Source organism: Bartonella sp. AA83SXKL (assembly GCF_042196965.1).
Lineage (GTDB): Bacteria > Pseudomonadota > Alphaproteobacteria > Rhizobiales > Rhizobiaceae > Bartonella.
The window spans coordinates 1-17,622 of sequence record NZ_JBHIRG010000008.1 but is presented as its reverse complement, the minus strand read 5'-3'; the positions used below and the strand labels follow the sequence as shown (position 1 = coordinate 17,622).

Below are 17,622 nucleotides of genomic sequence, written 5' to 3'. Positions count from 1 at the left end.
TTTTATGAAATGTATTCTTACGTTGCTTTTTAATTAAGGAGCCAATGATGGCAATGGGCGAGAAACCCGTTATGAGCCGTAAGGAGGCTGAAGAGAAAAAGCAAGGAGAGTGTCTTCATTCAGAGGATTTGGAATGTCGTAGTAGGAACTTAAGCGTAGCTTTAGTGCGCAAGCAAGCATTAAAGAAGCGGGAGTATAAGAGTAAGCGGGAAAAATCACAAGGAAGGATGGCAGGTGCAATTAAGCTTTCCAGTGAGTTTCTGGCAAGTATTATAGTTGGTATTGTTTTGGGGTTGGGGTTTGATAAGTTAGCAAGTTCATGGCCTTGGGGATTGGTATTTTTTCTCTTCTTTGGATTTGCTGCGGGTGTATTGAGTATTCTTCGGTCTGTGGGGTATGTTTCCTCCAGTCAATTAGGAAAAAAAGGCGTATTGCGCCAAGATAAACAAGATAAAGGGGCCAATGAGAGGTCCGATAAATGAGGTTGAAGTGACAGCACACGCTCCAGATCCTATTCATCAGTTTGAGGTTTCAAGGCTGATTAAGATTTCCATAGGAAATATGGATTTATCGTTTACAAATGTATCATTGTTTACAGTCCTCACGGTTGTTGTAACTTCTATTTTTCTCTTTATTTCATCATCGAGTCGTGGATTGGTTCCAACGCGGATGCAGTCTCTTTCGGAAATGGCATATGAATTTGTAGCATCGACTCTGCGGGAATCATCTGGTGTGCAGGGAATGCAGTTTTTCCCTTTAGTTTTTTCTCTGTTTACTTTTATTTTGGTTGCTAACTTTATTGGTCTCTTTCCTTATTTTTATACGGTTACGTCTCAAATCATGATCACGTTTTCGTTAGCAATGGTGGTAATCTTGACGGTGATTGGTTATGGCTTTTATAAGCATGGGGTCAGTTTTTTGAAACTGTTCGTTCCCAGTGGAGTTCCTGTTGTGGTTTTACCTCTGGTGACAATGATTGAGGTTATTTCTTTTCTCTCCCGTCCAATTAGTCTTTCTCTTCGTCTTTTTGCGAATATGCTTGCTGGTCATATTACGCTTAAAGTGTTTTCTGGGTTTGTTGTTTCAATGATTGGGGTAGGACTCGTAGGTGTGGGTGGTTCGATTTTACCGCTTATTATGACTGTAGCAATTACTGCTCTTGAGTTTTTGGTCGCATTTCTTCAGGCTTACGTCTTTACGGTTTTAACTTGTATGTATCTTAATGATGCAATTCATCCAGGACATTAATAGAACTGGCGGTTTTCCGTCGAATAATGCAATTTCGCTTTAAAGGAGAATAACATGGAAATGGTGCTTGCAGCAAAATATATTGGTGCTGGTCTTGCTTGCTTTGGTATGGCTGGAACAGCTTTAGGACTTGGTAATATTTTTGGTAGCTATCTTTCTGGTGCATTACGAAATCCATCAGCAGCAGATAGTCAGTTTGGACGTCTCGTCTTTGGTTTTGCTGTAACAGAAGCTTTGGGAATTTTTTCATTGCTCATTGCTTTATTACTTCTTTTTGGGGTTTAATCATCATCAAAAGGGTATATCTGTTCTTGCATGAGGAAAGATTTACCCTTTTAGGCTCTTAACCAGAGAGATGCCAGAGAGATGTTAGTCAGTTATCATCGGTTATAGAGGGCTTTAATAAGCTATTTAAAGGATGAAAGAAGATGTTTGTTTCAAGCGCTTATGCACAGAACACTGAAACGTCGATAGAACATATTAAAAAGGTGGCAGAGCATGCAAATCGTGTGTTTCCGCCTTTTGATTTTGTGCATTTTGGTTCGCATTTTTTCTGGTTGGCAATTTCTTTCGTACTTTTTTATCTTTTTATCTCCCGTGTAATTGTACCACGTATTGGCGGTGTTATTGAAACACGGCGAGATCGAATAGCATCTGATTTAGATCAGGCAATGCGCATGAAGCAAGAAGCAGACATTGTTGTTGAAACTTATGAGCGGAAATTAGCGGAAGCGCGTTTGAATGCGCAGGCTATAGCGCAGGTAGCTAGTGAAGAATTAAAAGAAAAGGCAGAGCTTGAACGGAAAGAAATTGAAGAGAGTCTAGAGAAAAAACTCGCAGATGCTGAAAAACAGATAACAAAAATTCGGGATAAAGCGATGCAAAATGTTGGTTCTATCGCTGAAGAAGTAGCTCTTGAAATTGTGAAAAAATTGATTGACGTTGATATCAGCAAAGAGGCTGTTCGTTCAGTTGTTAAAACTGCGGATTATGGAGGAAGACAAAGATGACTGATACTTTTTGGGCATTTGTTGGGTTAGTTCTTTTTTTGGCTCTTTTAGTCTATTTCCAAATTCCACAGAGGGTTATACACCATCTTGATGCACGCGCGAAACGTATCAAAGATGAACTGGATGAGGCGCTGCGTTTTCGTGAAGAGGCACAGGAAATATTGGCTGAATATCAACGCAAACATGCAGAAGCAGAAAAAGATGCGCAAGAAATTATTGCAGCAGCAAAGCATGAAGTTGAATCTGTTATTGCTGAGGCCCGTGCAAAAGCAGAAGAATATGTAAAAAACCGCAATAAATTGGCAGAACAAAAAATTGCCCAAGCAGAAGCCGATGCAATACGCATGGTTTCTTCATCGGCGATTGATTTGGCAATTTCTACAGCACGTACCCTTATTGCAAGGGAAATAGATTCTAACAAGGCTGATGAACTTATCAAAGAGTCTCTTGAGAAAGAATCATTTATCAAAATGAAAACATATCTTAATTAATGATATTTGAGAGATAAAGAACACTCTCTTTGGTTGCATAATTTTCTCAATATTAATTAATAAAAGTCATAAAAAAGAAAAAATTATCTTCATTGTTTTTATCAGTTAATAGGGTATTTTGATTTTAAATGACAAGTTTTGAGAAGTCTGCAACCGATTGTGTCACAATGTAAGTGCGTTTGAGAAGAGCAAGACGGTTAGCACGAATATCAGGTTTTTTATCATTCACCAATACTTTTTCAAAAAATATATCAATCAATTTTCCAAGTGGCGCTAGCACACTGAGGGCAAATGATAAATTTGTTGCATTGATGGGGGCAAGAACCTTTCTTTCTACTTCACAGATTGCATGATAGAGCTGCTTTTCTTCTTTCTCGACAAAGAGCTCAGGATTAATTTCATTCGCTATTGTTGTGCTTTTTTGAAATTCATTTTCAAGAATATTGGCAGTACGTTTTACAGAGGCTACAAAGTTCATTCCATCATGGGTATTGATAAAAGCGATAAGCGATTCGACACGACGTGCAACCAATAAAAAATCATCAGAATCTTTATTTAAAACGGCTTCAAGGGCATCGTAACGAGCACCTTCCTCTTTTAGATAGATTTTCAAACGGTCATGAAAAAAGAATAACAGGTCTGATAAAATATATTCATTTTTTTCTGGAAGCAGATTCATCAATTGTGAATTTTCTCTTTGAGAGATTTCATATTTATTTTTTTGTTGTAAGAAAAGATTCATTGCTAACTGAAACAGTGGCATAAGATTGATTTTCCAATCTCGCGAAAGTACAAGCCTAATAATTCCCAATGCTGCTCGTCTTAACGCATAGGGATCTTTTGAGCCCGTTGGTTTTTCATTAATGAGCCAAAAGCCAACGAGCATGTCAATTTTGTCGGAGAGCATAACGGTTATAGCAAGTGGTTCTTGTGGAAGACGATCTGTTGGTCCTTGAGGTTTATAATGGTCTTCGATTGCTACAGCTATGCGAGGATCTTCCCCTTGAAGAAGGGCGTATTTTTGCCCCATAACACCTTGTAGTTCAGGAAATTCTCCGACAATTTCTGTTTGCAAATCAGCTTTTGCAAGGATGGCTGCACGTTTTGCTAAAAGAGGATCTGTTTGTATCAAAGGGGCAATTTCTTGTGCGAGTGTAGCAATGCGTTCTACCCTTGCTCCTTGTGTACCTAATTTAGCATGAAAAGTTACATTCAAATGATCAAGTCGTGCCATTCTTTGATCGAGAGGCTTTTTTATATCAAGTTGAAATTTTTTTATAGAAGATTCCAATTGTTGAAGATCAGGCAAATCACGCTGATCGGTTTGCCAAAAATGAAGTGCATCAGAAAGACGGGCACGGACAACCTTACTATTTCCTTTCGAAATTTCTTTGCCTTCATCATTTGCAAGAATATTAGAAACGAGAATAAAATGATGAGAAAGTTTTACTTTTTCTCCTTGTTTGCGGGTGACAAAACATTTTTGATTGGCTCGAATGGTCAAGCGAATAATTTCTGGAGGAATATCAAGAAATGATTGGTCAAAATCACCCATCAAGATAACAGGCCATTCAACAAGACCAGCAACTTCTTCTAGGAGGGGATTGTCTTGAACCAGTTCTAAACCGTTTGCAAAGCAGAGATTTTGGGCATCAGCTAAAATAATATTCTTTCGTCTTTCGGCATCCAGAATGACTTTATGGGTTTCAAGTTGAGTAACATAGTCATCAAAGCGGCGCACTTGAAATGGCTTTCCATCACTTAAGAAACGATGACCATAAGTTAAATTATTGCTTTTAAGAGAACCAATTGTAAACGGAATAACATGTGTTTCACCAATTTCTGGTCCGAAGATGCAAAGAATGTTTTGTAAAGGTCTAATCCATTTCAGAGTACCACTTTGTGCTGAATCTTTTCCCCAACGCATAGATTTCGGCCACGGAAAGTTGCGGATAATATCCGGTAAAATATCGGCAATAATTTCTTCTGCAGCTCGACCTTTTTTAACAATTTTAGCAATATAAAAATGACCTTTTTTATCATCATGTCCAATATGCGCTTCAGAAATATCGTTTAATCCTGTTGCACGTAGAAAACCATCAATTACATGCTGTGGTGATTTTATACTGGGACCTTTGCGTTCTTCATGGATATCTTTGGAGCGTATGGAAAGTCCGCGTATGTCCAATGTGAGCCGACGAGGTGTCCAATATTCACGAGCAGCTTCATAGATCAATCCAGCATTCACAAGTTGATCTGTAACAGATTTTTTAAGAGCAGCAGCAGCTTTTCGTTGCATACGTGCAGGGATTTCTTCACTGAAAAGTTCAAGAAGAAGATCAGACATTAGGCTTCTCCAGTATATATTTGTCCAGCTTCTGTGAGTAAGAAGGCTTCCCCACAACGGCGGGCGAGATTACGAACGCGAAGAATGTAATTTTGTCGTTCGGTTACAGAAATAACGCCACGTGCTTGCAAAAGATTAAAGATATGGCTCGCTTTAATACATTGATCATAGGCAGGAAAAACACAGCGATGGAATACATTTTCTTTATTTGGTTTTCCAGCATCAAGAAGTGCGCTGCATTCGCGTTCTGCATCGATAAAGTGCTGATGGAGCAGTTTTGTATCAGCAAATTCGAAGTTATAATATGAGTATTCCTGTTCTGCTTGTAAAAAAATATCTCTATAACTTATTTTGTTTTCTCCCTCCAAACCATTAAAGTTAAGGTCATAGACGTTATCAACCCCTTGGATATACATCGCTAGACGCTCAAGACCGTATGTGAGTTCCCCTGAAACAGGAGCGCATTCAATGCCGCACACTTGTTGAAAATAAGTAAATTGAGAGACTTCCATTCCATCGCACCAACATTCCCATCCAAGCCCCCAAGCACCAAGAGTGGGACTTTCCCAATTATCTTCAACAAAGCGAATATCATGCAGTTTTGTATCAAGCCCGATAGCTTGTAGCGACTTTATATAAAGTTTTTGTAGATTGAGCGGAGAGGGTTTGAGAAGCACTTGGAATTGATAATAGTGTTGTAAACGATTTGGATTCTTACCATATCGGCCATCTGTTGGACGTCGAGAGGGTTGGACATAAGCAACTTTCCAAGGGCGTGGTCCTAGAGAGCGTAATGTTGTTGCTGGATGAAAAGTCCCAGCTCCGACTTCCATATCGTAAGGTTGCAAAATTGCACATCCATAGTGTGCCCAATAATTTTGCAAAGTTAAGATTAGTCCCTGAAAAGAACGTTTTGGGTTAAGATGTTCAGGCAGTTTCACGCTTTATACTCTTTATATTGGACTAAACAAAAAACCAAAGTAATTTTAGTTTCTCTATTTATTATTCATGTGGTTTATGGTTAAGCATCGTTTATTGCAAACCAAATTTCAACTTTTCTTGAATTTGTTCAGAATTTTCTGGTTTTCCGTCAATTGCGTGGTTCCATTGAAAGATTGCTTCACGTTTACGCCCAACTTTCCAATAGGCATCCCCTAAATGATCATTTAGTGTTGGGTCCTCAGGTTGTAATCTGACAGCATTTTCTAATATTTGCACTGCTTTATTATATTCTTTTAGTTTATAATAAGCCCACCCTAAAGAATCGAGAATATGACTGTTGTGAGCTTGTAAAGCAGAGGCTTTTTGTAGCATACGGAGCGATTCTTCAAGCTTCTCACCACGTTCCACAAGGGAATAGGCTAAATAATTAAGAACCTGCGGTTGATTTGGGAAAAATTCAAGTGATTTTCGCAAGTCAAGTTCTGCTTTTGGCCATTGCTTTAAACGTTCAAAAGCAATACCACGCTGATAAAAGAGTTTCCAATCGTCCTGCTGAAAGTTTTTTATCTTTGTAATAGCGTAGTCTAGAGTTTTAATGGCCTCAAGAAATTTATTGTCCTGCATATAAAAAGCAACGAGCGTTATCAAAATATTACGATCATTGGGAAATTTTTTATTTAACAATGTGAGTAATTTTATTGCTTCTTTGTAATTGTTGTTATTGGCAAGAAGGAATGCAAGATGAAGTTGTCCATCTTTATAATAAGGAGATTTAGGGGATAAAGCGCGATAAAGTTTAATTGCTTGATGTGGATCGTTCAATTTAGCAGAAATGTGTGCGAGCTGAAACAGTATTGCGTCATTTTGAGGGTATAAGGCGAAAGATAATTGCTTAAAAATACGTGCAATTCGCCCTGAGTTTTTGTGGTTGAGGGCTGTTCCAAAATTATATAATACCTCGGCGGCTCCTTGTTGAGGTGTTTTAATAACTCTCTCTAAGAAAGATTTTTTTTCAATTTTTTCTCGAAAGTTTTTAAGGACTTCTCGACCTGACAACATTTGTTCACCATGTTGGATTGTTTGAAGAGCTTGGTTACGCATATTATGGCGCAATTGGAATGAGGCATAGGCTATGATAATACGCTCATAAGTATTAGGAGCGATAAGAGTCCCCTGTTTGTTACTAAGTGCTTTAATGAAATATTTTTTTGCATCCTTTGGCTGTTCTGCAAGGTCGCTCATAAGTGCTAGATGATAAGATATAAAAAGGTCATACCAGACAGGACCTTTGAGTTTCTTAAGATCAGTGATTGCTTGAGATTTTTGTCCAGATCCAAATTTAATCCAAGCACCGATGAGTTCAGGTATTGGATTATTGGATTTCGGAGGTTCTTTTGATTGTAGAAGAAAATTGGCATTCTTATAGTCTTTTTTGATGAGACTTTCTACTGACAAAGTTAAGGAAACAAAGGGAGTTATAACATCTTGCTCTTTGAGTTTTTGGGCTTGTTGGACAGCTTCTTTAAAGTTTCCGACCGAGAGCATAGCTTCAAGGAGCTCTTTTTGTGTTTCAATGTTATCAGGTTGATAAATGAGTGCTTGTTTAAAGTAATTGATAGCAAGTTCTGTTTTATTTTCATGATTTGCAACCCTTCCAGCTAAATAAGCACCTGTAAATGAGCTTGTATGAATTGCGGTGCTTATTTTACTGTAGGTGGGGAATGGCATCAGCATGATACCCACGATAAAGAGGGTAAAAATTCGGGATACCGTTGCAGAGCACATGGAGCTAATCCTTTTCAAGATAATCAATCGATAGTGTTGTTTATAGATCATATCTCATTACTTTATTGAGAAATACTGCGATTCTTGCAAAGAATTCAGTTTACGCGCGCAATACAAAATTCAACAGTCTCAACGAGAGCATTGTAAGCAAGATTTTCGTTCATGGGAACAAGAGCATCAATTGCATGTTTTCCGTAGATGCGTGCTTGTTCTATTGTATCTGTGATACTATCATACTTTTCTATTAAGTGTTGCGCGTATGCGAAGGCTTCATTATTGTTATTGCCATCTTCAAGTGCTTGTTTCCAGAAATTTTTTTCTACTATATTTCCACGTTCATATGCGATAATAACAGGCATTGTTATTTTTCCTTCTCTAAAATCATCCCCTATATTTTTTCCTAAGCTTTGAGCACTACCGCTATAGTCAAGTGCATCATCAATCAATTGGAAAGCTAAACCTAAAGATGTTCCATATTCACGTAATGAAGAACGCTCTTTATGTCCATAGCCAGCAACAATCGGTCCTACTTCAGCGGCTGCTGAAAAAAGTGCGGCTGTTTTGGCATTGATGATTTTGAGATAGTCTGAAGGGCTGGTTTTGATATTTTTTGCAGCAGAAAGTTGCATGACTTCTCCTTCAGCAATAATTGCAGCAGCGTTCGCTAGGACAGAGAGCGCTTCTATGGAACCGACATCGACCATCATTTTAAAAGCCTGACCCAACAGGAAATCACCAACAAGTACGCTTGCTTGATTCCCCCAAATCATCCGTGCCGTGGATTTTCCACGTCGCAAATTACTTTCATCAATCACATCATCGTGTAGTAATGTTGCTGTATGCATAAATTCAACAGCTGTTGCGAGTTTTATATGTCCGTCACTTTGATAACCGAACATATGAGCAGAAGCGAGCGTAATCATTGGGCGTAATCGCTTTCCACCTGATGAAATAAGATGGTTAGAAATTTCAGGGATCATCTCAACCTCTGATTTTGCCATAGAGAGAATAAATTGATTTACGCGCTCCATATCTTTTTGAGTAAGATTGACAAGAGATTGAAGAGAAATTTGATTATTTCTTATTTGTTCTGGTTTGATAGCTGCGCTCAATGTGTTTACTCCTAGAGTATTGCAATGGACATATATAAAATTTACTTTATTTACTAGCATAAAGGGGGTTTGGTTTTGACTCAAGCTTTTGATGGCGCTTTGAAGTGTAAGCTTGGAATGTTATTGGCAAGAAATGTTCTTTAGCGAGTGTAATCTTGTTGTTATGAAATAATAAAAAAATTTAAAATAGCAGCTGAATGGCAAAAATGCAGTTTATAAAGGTGAACATTAGGCTTTTAAATGGATAAAACAACGAATCAGAGTGGTGAAACAATTGACAGTTTTCACCGCGGAAAATTTTATTTGGTTCAACCCCATAAATATGGTCATCGTTCTGGAATGGATGCGATGTTATTGGCTAGTTTGGTTCCAAGTAATTTAAAGGGCAAGGTTGTTGATTTAGGCGCAGGTGCTGGAGCTGCAGGGTTGGCTGTTGCTTCGCGTTGTCTGAAAGTTCATGTTACCTTAGTTGAACGTTCAGCTTTTATGGTATCTTACGCTCAAAAAACGCTTATGCTAAAACAAAATAAACAATTTGCTAGCCGAATTTGTTTGCTAGAAGCAGATGTTACCTTCAAAGGGAATGCCCGTATAAAAGCAGGTTTGATAGATAATAGCTTTGATTTTGCGATTATGAATCCACCTTTTAATAATCCCACCGATCGTAAGACACCTGATAAACAAAAATCTGAAGCACATGTTATGTCTGAAGCAATGTTTGATAACTGGTTGCGGAGTGCAGCAGCTATTGTTAAGCCAGGTGGATACTTAGGGCTCATTGCACGTCCACAATCGCTGACAGATATCTTGCGTGCTTTAGAAGGGCGTTTTGGTGGTATTTGTATAATTCCTGTGCATGCCCGTGCGAAAACAGCAGCAATTCGTCTTTTATTTTACGCAAAACGAGGAAGCAGAGCAGCTTTATCTATTTTACCGGCATTGGTTATACATGAAGGTAATGACCATACTTTTTCACCTCGAGTTGATGCAATTAATAATGGATATATAAGCTTGTGGGAACTTTTCTAATAGTATCTTGTGTTTTTTAGTTTATTATTTAAAGTCTACACTTTGTCATTAGGGAGGTTTAGCTTTTGGGTGAAGTTATATTTCTGGTTGTAATGTGGGGATTGATTGGCGCTTTTGGATATTATAGCGTTGTTCCTTTTTGTTGTCCTTGCCTATTTAATTGTTCTTAATTTATAAGGAGATTTTGTTTTGATGGATTTTATTAAAAGTTTTATTCCACGCCGTTTTTCTTCCGATAAACTTGAAATTCCTGTGGTGCGCCTTCAAGGAGCAATTATGGATTCATCAGCATCTATATCTCGTACCCTTTCCCTCAGTAGGTGTGCAAATCTTTTAGAGAAGGCTTTCGCACACAAAAAGTCACCGGCTGTTGCACTTATTATTAATTCTCCTGGTGGTTCACCTGTACAATCGCGTTTTATCTTCAAGCGCATTCGTGACTTGGCAGAAGAAAAAAATAAAAAGGTTCTTGTGTTTATTGAAGATATTGCAGCATCTGGTGGTTATATGATTGCTTGTGCAGGGGATGAAATTTTTGCAGATCCTTCTTCAATTGTTGGTTCCATTGGAGTGGTTTCAGCTTCCTTTGGTTTTCCGGAACTTTTGAAGAAAATTGGTATCGAACGGCGTGTATACACAGCAGGAAAGAACAAAGTTACATTAGATCCATTTCAGCCAGAAAAAAAGGCGGATATTGAGCATTTGAAATCTCTCCAACTTGAAGTGCATCAAACTTTTATCGATTTGGTTAAAGAACGGCGTGCTGAAAAATTATCAGATGATTCGAATCTCTTTACAGGAATGTTTTGGAGTGGAAAACAAAGCGTTGAGCTTGGTCTGGTTGATGGATTGAATGATGTACGTTCTGTTATTAAGGAGCGCTTTGGTAATGATGCAAAACTTCGACTTATTATGCCTCCAAAAAGTTTTTTAGGACCTAAAACGCCTTCAGGAGTGACGGCACATACGGTTTATACAGTCGTTGATAGTGCATTGATGGCAGCAGAAGAGCGAGCGCTTTGGCAGCGTTATGGTTTGTGATGGAAAGGATCATTCAAGCCAGAGAGATTTTTATCTAAAAACAGATGCTAGAAGAAAAAAGGCTTGAAATGATATGAATGAGAACATGTCGTTTATTTTGTATGAGAACTCTTTATATTTATTGTTTTTTTAGAAAACGATTAAGAATATTCCAAGCTGTTTATAGGGCTCGTGCTAAAAGTATGGGTAAAAGGGGGGAATTTTTAAAAGAACCCTATGTAAGTGAATATTACGTCATATGATATCAAATGTACAAACTTCGTTCCAAAGACATTCCTATTTATTTACACCTATTAAATTGAATTTAGCTCTACATGTTGTGGGGCAACGTGCTGATGGGTATCATTTAATAGAAAGTTTGGTTTATTTTAGTCTTAGCGGTGATTGTCTACACTATGCACCTTGTGAAAATAATCAGTTTGTTTTGACGGGGCCGTTTGCAAAAGGGCTTGTTTCTCATTTAGACAATTTGGTTATTCGCGCACGGGACTTTATGCATAAGACTTTTCCGGAATGTGCTCAACCTGCTTTTTTTCGGCTTGTAAAAACATTACCTGTTGCTTCAGGCATTGGTGGTGGCTCAGGTGATGCAGCTGGGGTTATCAGCATGTTGCGTCGGCAGTGGAATCTTGATTGCTCTTACGAAGAATTAGCAAAAATGAGCTTAGTTCTTGGTGCTGATGTTCCCATGTGCCTTTGTGCATTAAAGTATCAGCAGCCGCTTTTGGTTAAAGGAATTGGTCAAGAGATGATACGACTAAAAGAAACTTGTTCATTAGCAATGGTATTGGTTAATCATGGACAAGAGATTTCAACACAAGCTGTTTTTAAAGCGTTAGAGAAGCGTCATAATCCTTCTTTAAAAATTAATACAGACGCTTTAAAGAGTGTTGATTCATTAGTTGAAGTTTTACAAGAAACGCGTAATGATCTTTTTTCTCCTGCATTAAAAATAGCACCTCAGTTAGCTGAAGTGTTATCTATATTAGATGAATGTGGGGCTCTTTTTTCCCGTATGTCTGGAACGGGAGCAACTTGCTTTGGCATTTTTAAAAATAAACAAACGGCGCAACAAGCAGCTCTTTTTATCAAATCAATGCACCCAAATTGGTTTATAAAACCTATCATGACTTTAGGAAATATTTGATAAATAAATATAAAAGCTTTTATTTCATCATGATTTTATTATACATAATAAAAGAGGGTAACCAAAGAAATGTGTTTTTTTATTTTTTGTGCAAGAATTCGCGGAATGTTTGAAGAGCCATTTAAAACTGTAATGCTTGCAAAAAATGATCAGTCTACAGAAATAGATGTATGTTTGTTGTATTTGTGATTTATCAAAGATGTTTAATTTTCCGCTACAACCAAATTTTTCGTGCGAATTGTATTTGCAAAAACAGGGTTTTTTTCATATAGCAGGTGTTGATGAAGTAGGACGGGGGCCTCTCGCTGGACCTGTGGTAACAGCAGCAATTATCTTGGATAAAGATCGTATTCCTAATGGGTTAAATGATTCAAAAAAACTTTCTTTTCTCCAACGAAATAGACTTTATCATGAAATTTTGCAAAGTGCATTAGCGGTTTCAGTTGCCAGTCTTTGTGCTCGTACAATTGATCAATCCAATATTAGAAAAGCAACTTTAGAAGCAATGCGTCGCTGTATTATAGGATTAGCCATTCCAGTCCACTATGTCCTTGTTGATGGGCGTGATATTCCTTCTGAGTTGTCCTGTCCTGCAATGGCGTTGATTAAGGGTGATCAGCGTTCGGTTTCCATTGCAGCCGCATCTATTATTGCAAAAGTAACGCGTGACCGGATGATGGAATGTGCAGGACAAGTTTATAAAGGGTATGGTTTAGAGAAGCATGTAGGTTATGCAACGCTAGCGCATCGTACAGCTCTTTATAAATATGGACCAGTTATAGGATTACATCGTTATAGTTTTGCACCACTAAAAGAGTGTAAAAAAGGCAATTAAAATCAATAATTTATTACAAGAGTAAGGGATTTTATAATCATTGATTCTGTTATATTTTTTTGGGTGTCTATCCCTAACCTTTTTGAAGCTTTTTTATCACTTATTCCCATCCATTTTTTCCAGATATATAATCAGATATTTCTAACATGGGCTTGACTCTTATTGTTATTAACCGTATAGCAATGATATACGACAAGGGGCAGTATATGGCAATTGTGAGTTTTAAACATAAGGGCTTAAAATTATTTTATACAACAGGTTCCACAAAAGCTATTTGACCAGATCACGTAAAAAATTACGCGTTATCTTAACGGCTTTAACAAGTGCTACTACGCCTGAAATGTTGAGAGCGCTTGCCTTTAAAATACACCCTCTTAAAGGTGAACTTACAGGGTACTATTCTATATGGATGAATGGAAATTGGCGTGTTACTTTTCGCTTTATAGGAACAGATGTGGAGCTTGTTGATTATCAAGATTACCATTGATGAGAGGAATGAAAAAAAATGATGCATAATCCCGCACATCCGGGTGAAGTTCTGAAAGTAGCTTTCTTAGAAGAAATGGGGATAACAATACAAAAATTAGCTGATCATCTCCATATGACAAGAGCTTCTTTATCAAGAGTGATTAACGGACATGCTTCTATAAGTACCGAGCTTGCTATTAAATTAGAATTAGCTGGTTTTAGTAAAGCAAAATTTTGGTTGGATATGCAAACAAACTATAATTTATGGCAAACAAAGCAACAGGCACAACCACCTATTTCTCTTCTTGTTTCTGATACACCTCAAACGCCGCTTTGATTTCGTTAATAATTTTGATGGTGCTTTGGTTTGTTTTTTTAGCTGCTGCCCATTGCTCTAACTTTTTTGTAGCTTTTTGATTGCTTCTATTGCAAGTCGTTTTCTATCGGCTGTTCTGGTACAAAGGGATGCCATTTTATCTTCTGTCCAGCCAAAAAGCGCTTTCATTTGTGAAACCGTAGCACCAGCATTGGCAGCACGTTTTGCTGCTAATTTTCGCAATCGGTGCGCTGATTTTTTAATACCCGACGCATTACATGCTTCATGAAAGAAGTTGCCAAAACTTTCTTTGACAAGCTTATTTCCACCTTTACCACAAATGAATGTTTCATCGCCTATGGGACCAATTTTAAGGGTTTCCTCTAGTTCTGATAAAATAGGAAGAAAAACATCTGTTTTAAATTGGCTCTTTTCTGTTTTTAAATGAATAATATTATCTGTTGTGATATCTTTCCAGCCGATACGAACGGCATCACCACGACGCAAGCCTGTATAAAGAAGAACATCAATCCAGACGCGTTCATGTGTACCATGTGACCAACGGTGATAATATTTGTCTATGTCCTCTTCTAGCCATGGCAGTAATCCCTCACTGTTTAAAGATTTTGGTGCTTTTATATTAAAGGCAGGATTTCTATTTAAAAGGGCATTATCAACCGCCCAATTAAAGAGACCGTTTAAAGAGGTCAAAAAATGTTTTGCCGCCGCGGGGGTCTCTCGCCTTCTGTCTACGGCTTCAAGAATGTGTTGTTTGTTTATGCTTTTATATGCACGATCACCGATATGTTTAGAAACATTATTCAGAATTCGATATTTAACTTTTTTAGTAGATTCTAATTGATTATGCCATTGCATGCTTTGTAAATACTGATGCAATAACCAATCGAAAGAGCCTTTTGTAAGTCTGTTTATTTTCTTGGAGATGCCATTTTGCGCTTGTTTAATAGCCAGCGTATATTTGCTCTGATGGAAATCAATGGACTGTCATAAATTTTAGTATTTCCATAAATTTTAGCTTTTCCACTAATAAATGTGCCACCGTAAACATGTGCATCCCCAAAAACCTTGGCATAACCATAGACTTTTGCATCATCACTTATCCAGCAATTGCCATCATGACTTAGATTGTCTTCTTTTTGTGTAAAAGCGCCAAGATCACCTGCCTTTACATCTCCAAAGTCTCTCAAAGCACGGATGCGGTAAAGTGTAATGTATCCACCAACCTCAATTGTTTCATCGGTCAGTTCATATTTCTTTTCCTTGATTTGCGCAGAATTCACCCGTAGCGTGAATCATGCATCACTTAAAAGTTGTTAGGAATGGGTAGGGGGCTGGGAGGCATATGGGCAATCCCATTTTAAAAAAATATGCAAATTTATTTTTTAGATGTGCTTAATTTCATATTTCCAATCAGGCAATGGAATGAGAGCTAATGCGAGTTGTCCTCTATGACACATGCATACATTGGCTTCAAAACAGGTGATTGCAACGCGCTTTTTGTTAAAAAAAATTTGATATAATTTGTTTATTGCACAAGAATTATCTTTGAGAGTTGTATTTTGATAATCTTCAAAAAGGCGATCATAATCTTTTGTGTTTTCAAATTTCTTCGTTTTTCAGAGGCAATTCCAAGTTCAGGCATATGCCATATATTCAATATCAATGTTGTTTACAACTTTCTCTAATTGTCTTTTTGAAAATCCGTATTTTCTGCTTATTGGATTTTTACGAATATCATACAAAAGTTTAATATTATTTTTGATAAGTTGATTGAAATAGTCCTCAAAGGATTTTCTTTCATAGCCAATGGTAAAAAACAAAGCTCTCATCTTTAGCAGACTGTATGATGATATGTTTGATGTTACACACGTTTAATTTCCTTAGTAAATAGGTGGGGGCTCCATGAGTGCCTCTTTCCAAAAGGATAAATCCTCTAGCGATTATCATAGTGTTGTGGAACAATCAGGCATCAAAGCGGGTGATGGCGGCTTTAATATCATTGTTAAAGACAAAACGACCCTAACCGGAGGCATTATTGCTAGCACAGCCTCAGCGGACAAAAACAGCCTGACCACAGGAAGCATTAGCACCAGTGATATCAGCAACAGTGCCCATGCTAAAGCCAGCAGCCATGGGTTTAGCCTTTCTGGGAATGATACGATAAAGAACATTGCCAAAAATGTTTTAAATCACGGCAAAGCCAAGGATGGAGCAGAAGGGGAAACCAAATCTGCTATCAGCGATGGGACTATCATCCTTACTGATACAACTGGACAGAGGGCGATGGGGCAAGATGCTGGACAAATCATTGATGCACTCAACCGCAACACCGCTACAGCCCACCAGGCTGTAGGACAGCTAGATGTCGCATCGCTTGAGGGGGTAGTACATAATCGCGTAGGTATGATCAATGATTTATCGGATGAAGGATTGGGATACTGGGACAAAATACGCGAATTCGCATATCTCAAAGAGCATCCTGAGGGTGAGGTTTTGCATGATGAAAATGGCAATGTCCTCTATGCAACAGATAAAAATGGAAAACCTATCAAAGACAGTTATGGAAGACAAGTCCCTCTGTATCGTTATTTAACGCCTGAAGAAGAAAAACATTTACAAAAAGGTTCTGATGGCAAGGTTCATATGTTTTACAATGGTATTTTTACCTCACCAGATGATGCTGCGCGTTATACTGTCCAGTTTGCTGACAATGATCATGGTCCCCTTTATTTTACATACTTCCCAGAAGCTGAAGACTGGGAAGTGGAAGTAGGGATAGCGATTTTTCAGAAGTTTCTGGAAGGTAGATTTTTTTTTGGATTGACCAATTCAACCAAGAAATTCCAGGATACAATGTATCTTTATGGCAATACAGGATTGCATGATGATGCCCATAGTCGTGGTACCATAACAGCAGGAAATGGATCACATGATTTAGTAAAGCATGGTGTTCACGGTATAGCAAAGGAAACAACGGTTAATTTTTTTGGTCCAGCTTATAATACTCAAGACATGGCAGATACGTTATATATCTTAAGGGATGGAAAGAAAACCACTGTCGGCTTGGAAAACCATGCAGATGATTTTGTTGGTGTTGTGTTTGGCAAAAATCCCGCTACTTTTGACAAGAGGCCCCTTGGTAGTAACGTAGTGAAAGAGGCAAAGAAAGTACTATTTGATTATCCAAGTCCTCATGTTTGTTATGCAAATGCGGATCGAGCATGTAGACATGATTATGGTTCATCTCACCGGATACAAATTGATTCAATTAATTCATGGAGCAAAAAATGAAACACATTTTAAGATTATTAAGCGGGATAATCCTGTTAAGTATAGCTGGGTGTAATTTTTTTAAGCCTGCTCCAGGGTATATGTATTATGTGGGAGAAGCCAGGAGCAGATTTTACTGAGATAGGAAAAGCTTTATTAGAATGTGGAATGCCAACGCCTTATGATGAGGATTCAGAAAGCAGAGAGCAGAGTATTAATGCACAGGCAACAGTCCATGCTTGCATGATTCAATCAGGATTCCACTATAAAGATGAACATGAAGGGGGATGGTGTTATACTTTTAAAGAAGACAACCTTCCAAATTGTCGTCTAGGTGCTGTCATCCCACAGGGAAGTGTCAAGAGGCGCTTAAATAGCCCTTATTGTAAAAAGCATTCAGAACAACTTGAATGCAAACCTTAAGTCTTGCTTCAGCAGAGAAAACCTTGAATTTACACCAAATAAAGCACCAGGTTGATGAGTTTGAGAAAGCCTTGTCCGTCCTTACGTGACAAGGTTTTCTTTTTATGCCGCGTCGTTATAACGTTGCTGTTTTGCTT

16 protein-coding genes and 4 pseudogenes are annotated in these 17,622 nt (G+C 37.9%); 13 read left to right on the top strand and 7 right to left on the bottom strand.

What is annotated here, in order from left to right; all coding sequences use genetic code 11:
* Positions 1–47: 47 nt before the first annotated feature.
* From ACFINO_RS05420 to ACFINO_RS05400, 5 genes are all read left to right on the top strand, one after another.
* Entirely contained in the window at positions 48–482 is a 435-nt protein-coding gene (locus ACFINO_RS05420; RefSeq protein WP_375618449.1) for an AtpZ/AtpI family protein, read from the top strand.
* Between the two features lie 7 nt (positions 483–489).
* On the top strand, positions 490–1,248 hold the full coding sequence (locus ACFINO_RS05415) for a F0F1 ATP synthase subunit A (protein WP_375623586.1): 759 nt from the start codon (positions 490–492) through the stop codon (positions 1,246–1,248).
* Between the two features lie 54 nt (positions 1,249–1,302).
* Complete coding sequence (locus ACFINO_RS05410; protein WP_005773968.1) at positions 1,303–1,533, top strand: F0F1 ATP synthase subunit C; 231 nt, start codon at positions 1,303–1,305, stop codon at positions 1,531–1,533.
* Between the two features lie 143 nt (positions 1,534–1,676).
* A complete protein-coding gene (locus ACFINO_RS05405) occupies positions 1,677–2,258 on the top strand; it encodes a F0F1 ATP synthase subunit B (protein ID WP_375633551.1) in 582 nt (193 codons plus the stop codon).
* Entirely contained in the window at positions 2,255–2,749 is a 495-nt protein-coding gene (locus ACFINO_RS05400; RefSeq protein WP_375633552.1) for a F0F1 ATP synthase subunit B, read from the top strand. Before ACFINO_RS05405 ends, ACFINO_RS05400 begins: the two co-directional genes overlap by 4 nt.
* A gap of 124 nt (positions 2,750–2,873) precedes the next feature.
* Here ACFINO_RS05400 and glyS read toward each other — a convergent pair whose 3' ends face one another.
* The 4 genes from glyS to ACFINO_RS05380 all read right to left on the bottom strand — a co-directional run bounded on the left by glyS (position 2,874) and on the right by ACFINO_RS05380 (position 8,995).
* Entirely contained in the window at positions 2,874–5,096 is a 2,223-nt protein-coding gene (gene glyS / locus ACFINO_RS05395) for a glycine--tRNA ligase subunit beta (RefSeq protein WP_375633553.1), read from the bottom strand.
* Positions 5,096–6,037: a glycine--tRNA ligase subunit alpha gene (locus ACFINO_RS05390; RefSeq protein ID WP_375633554.1), complete on the bottom strand. Its 942-nt coding sequence runs from the start codon at positions 6,035–6,037 to the stop codon at positions 5,096–5,098. The genes glyS and ACFINO_RS05390 overlap by 1 nt, the downstream gene beginning before the upstream one ends.
* A gap of 91 nt (positions 6,038–6,128) precedes the next feature.
* Positions 6,129–7,823 carry a tetratricopeptide repeat protein gene (locus ACFINO_RS05385; RefSeq protein ID WP_375633555.1) on the bottom strand — a complete coding sequence of 565 codons (1,695 nt, stop codon included), beginning with the start codon at positions 7,821–7,823 and terminating at the stop codon, positions 6,129–6,131.
* 95 nt (positions 7,824–7,918) lie between these two features.
* On the bottom strand, positions 7,919–8,995 hold the full coding sequence (locus ACFINO_RS05380; protein ID WP_273787893.1) for a polyprenyl synthetase family protein: 1,077 nt from the start codon (positions 8,993–8,995) through the stop codon (positions 7,919–7,921).
* Between the two features lie 180 nt (positions 8,996–9,175).
* Between ACFINO_RS05380 and ACFINO_RS05375 the strand changes: the two genes are divergently transcribed.
* The 6 genes and pseudogenes from ACFINO_RS05375 (at position 9,176) to ACFINO_RS05350 (ending at position 13,792) form a co-directional block, all read left to right on the top strand.
* A complete protein-coding gene (locus ACFINO_RS05375; protein ID WP_375633556.1) occupies positions 9,176–9,964 on the top strand; it encodes a tRNA1(Val) (adenine(37)-N6)-methyltransferase in 789 nt (262 codons plus the stop codon).
* A gap of 192 nt (positions 9,965–10,156) precedes the next feature.
* On the top strand, positions 10,157–11,005 hold the full coding sequence (locus tag ACFINO_RS05370) for a S49 family peptidase (RefSeq protein WP_012754808.1): 849 nt from the start codon (positions 10,157–10,159) through the stop codon (positions 11,003–11,005).
* A gap of 238 nt (positions 11,006–11,243) precedes the next feature.
* Positions 11,244–12,152 (top strand): 4-(cytidine 5'-diphospho)-2-C-methyl-D-erythritol kinase, encoded by a 909-nt coding sequence (locus ACFINO_RS05365; RefSeq protein ID WP_375655202.1) that lies wholly within the window; start codon positions 11,244–11,246, stop codon positions 12,150–12,152.
* 166 nt (positions 12,153–12,318) lie between these two features.
* Positions 12,319–12,987, top strand: coding sequence for a ribonuclease HII (locus ACFINO_RS05360; protein WP_375655201.1), 669 nt, complete (start codon positions 12,319–12,321; stop codon positions 12,985–12,987).
* Between the two features lie 206 nt (positions 12,988–13,193).
* A pseudogene (locus ACFINO_RS05355) lies at positions 13,194–13,474 on the top strand (type II toxin-antitoxin system RelE/ParE family toxin).
* Between the two features lie 18 nt (positions 13,475–13,492).
* A complete protein-coding gene (locus ACFINO_RS05350) occupies positions 13,493–13,792 on the top strand; it encodes a HigA family addiction module antitoxin (RefSeq protein WP_375618459.1) in 300 nt (99 codons plus the stop codon).
* A gap of 57 nt (positions 13,793–13,849) precedes the next feature.
* Here ACFINO_RS05350 and ACFINO_RS05345 read toward each other — a convergent pair.
* The 3 genes and pseudogenes from ACFINO_RS05345 to ACFINO_RS05335 form a co-directional block, all read right to left on the bottom strand.
* Positions 13,850–14,749: pseudogene (locus ACFINO_RS05345) on the bottom strand (tyrosine-type recombinase/integrase); the annotation flags it as partial.
* Positions 14,701–15,072: a hypothetical protein gene (locus ACFINO_RS05340; protein ID WP_375633559.1), complete on the bottom strand. Its 372-nt coding sequence runs from the start codon at positions 15,070–15,072 to the stop codon at positions 14,701–14,703. The pseudogene ACFINO_RS05345 and the gene ACFINO_RS05340, both read right to left, overlap by 49 nt.
* A gap of 102 nt (positions 15,073–15,174) precedes the next feature.
* Positions 15,175–15,621: pseudogene (locus ACFINO_RS05335) on the bottom strand (DUF488 family protein).
* A 73-nt stretch (positions 15,622–15,694) separates the two neighbouring features.
* On the opposite strand from ACFINO_RS05335, the gene ACFINO_RS05330 reads away from it, so the two are divergent.
* Both ACFINO_RS05330 and ACFINO_RS05325 read left to right on the top strand, forming a co-directional pair.
* Positions 15,695–17,083 carry a filamentous hemagglutinin gene (locus ACFINO_RS05330; RefSeq protein ID WP_375655200.1) on the top strand — a complete coding sequence of 463 codons (1,389 nt, stop codon included), beginning with the start codon at positions 15,695–15,697 and terminating at the stop codon, positions 17,081–17,083.
* Positions 17,080–17,485: pseudogene (locus ACFINO_RS05325) on the top strand (hypothetical protein). The gene ACFINO_RS05330 and the pseudogene ACFINO_RS05325 overlap by 4 nt, the downstream one beginning before the upstream one ends.
* Positions 17,486–17,622: the final 137 nt, after the last annotated feature.

Excerpts from the sequence above, each read along its gene's own strand:
- ACFINO_RS05420 (WP_375618449.1), top strand. The coding sequence starts at position 48 with ATGGCAATGGGCGAGAAACCCGTTATGAGCCGTAAGGAGGCTGAAGAG.
- ACFINO_RS05410 (WP_005773968.1), top strand. The coding sequence starts at position 1,303 with ATGGAAATGGTGCTTGCAGCAAAATATATTGGTGCTGGTCTTGCTTGC.
- ACFINO_RS05405 (WP_375633551.1), top strand. The coding sequence starts at position 1,677 with ATGTTTGTTTCAAGCGCTTATGCACAGAACACTGAAACGTCGATAGAA.
- ACFINO_RS05400 (WP_375633552.1), top strand. The coding sequence starts at position 2,255 with ATGACTGATACTTTTTGGGCATTTGTTGGGTTAGTTCTTTTTTTGGCT.
- glyS (WP_375633553.1), bottom strand. The coding sequence starts at position 5,096 with ATGTCTGATCTTCTTCTTGAACTTTTCAGTGAAGAAATCCCTGCACGT.
- ACFINO_RS05385 (WP_375633555.1), bottom strand. The coding sequence starts at position 7,823 with ATGTGCTCTGCAACGGTATCCCGAATTTTTACCCTCTTTATCGTGGGT.
- ACFINO_RS05380 (WP_273787893.1), bottom strand. The coding sequence starts at position 8,995 with ATGCTAGTAAATAAAGTAAATTTTATATATGTCCATTGCAATACTCTA.
- ACFINO_RS05375 (WP_375633556.1), top strand. The coding sequence starts at position 9,176 with ATGGATAAAACAACGAATCAGAGTGGTGAAACAATTGACAGTTTTCAC.
- ACFINO_RS05370 (WP_012754808.1), top strand. The coding sequence starts at position 10,157 with ATGGATTTTATTAAAAGTTTTATTCCACGCCGTTTTTCTTCCGATAAA.
- ACFINO_RS05365 (WP_375655202.1), top strand. The coding sequence starts at position 11,244 with ATGATATCAAATGTACAAACTTCGTTCCAAAGACATTCCTATTTATTT.
- ACFINO_RS05360 (WP_375655201.1), top strand. The coding sequence starts at position 12,319 with ATGTATGTTTGTTGTATTTGTGATTTATCAAAGATGTTTAATTTTCCG.
- ACFINO_RS05350 (WP_375618459.1), top strand. The coding sequence starts at position 13,493 with ATGATGCATAATCCCGCACATCCGGGTGAAGTTCTGAAAGTAGCTTTC.
- ACFINO_RS05330 (WP_375655200.1), top strand. The coding sequence starts at position 15,695 with ATGAGTGCCTCTTTCCAAAAGGATAAATCCTCTAGCGATTATCATAGT.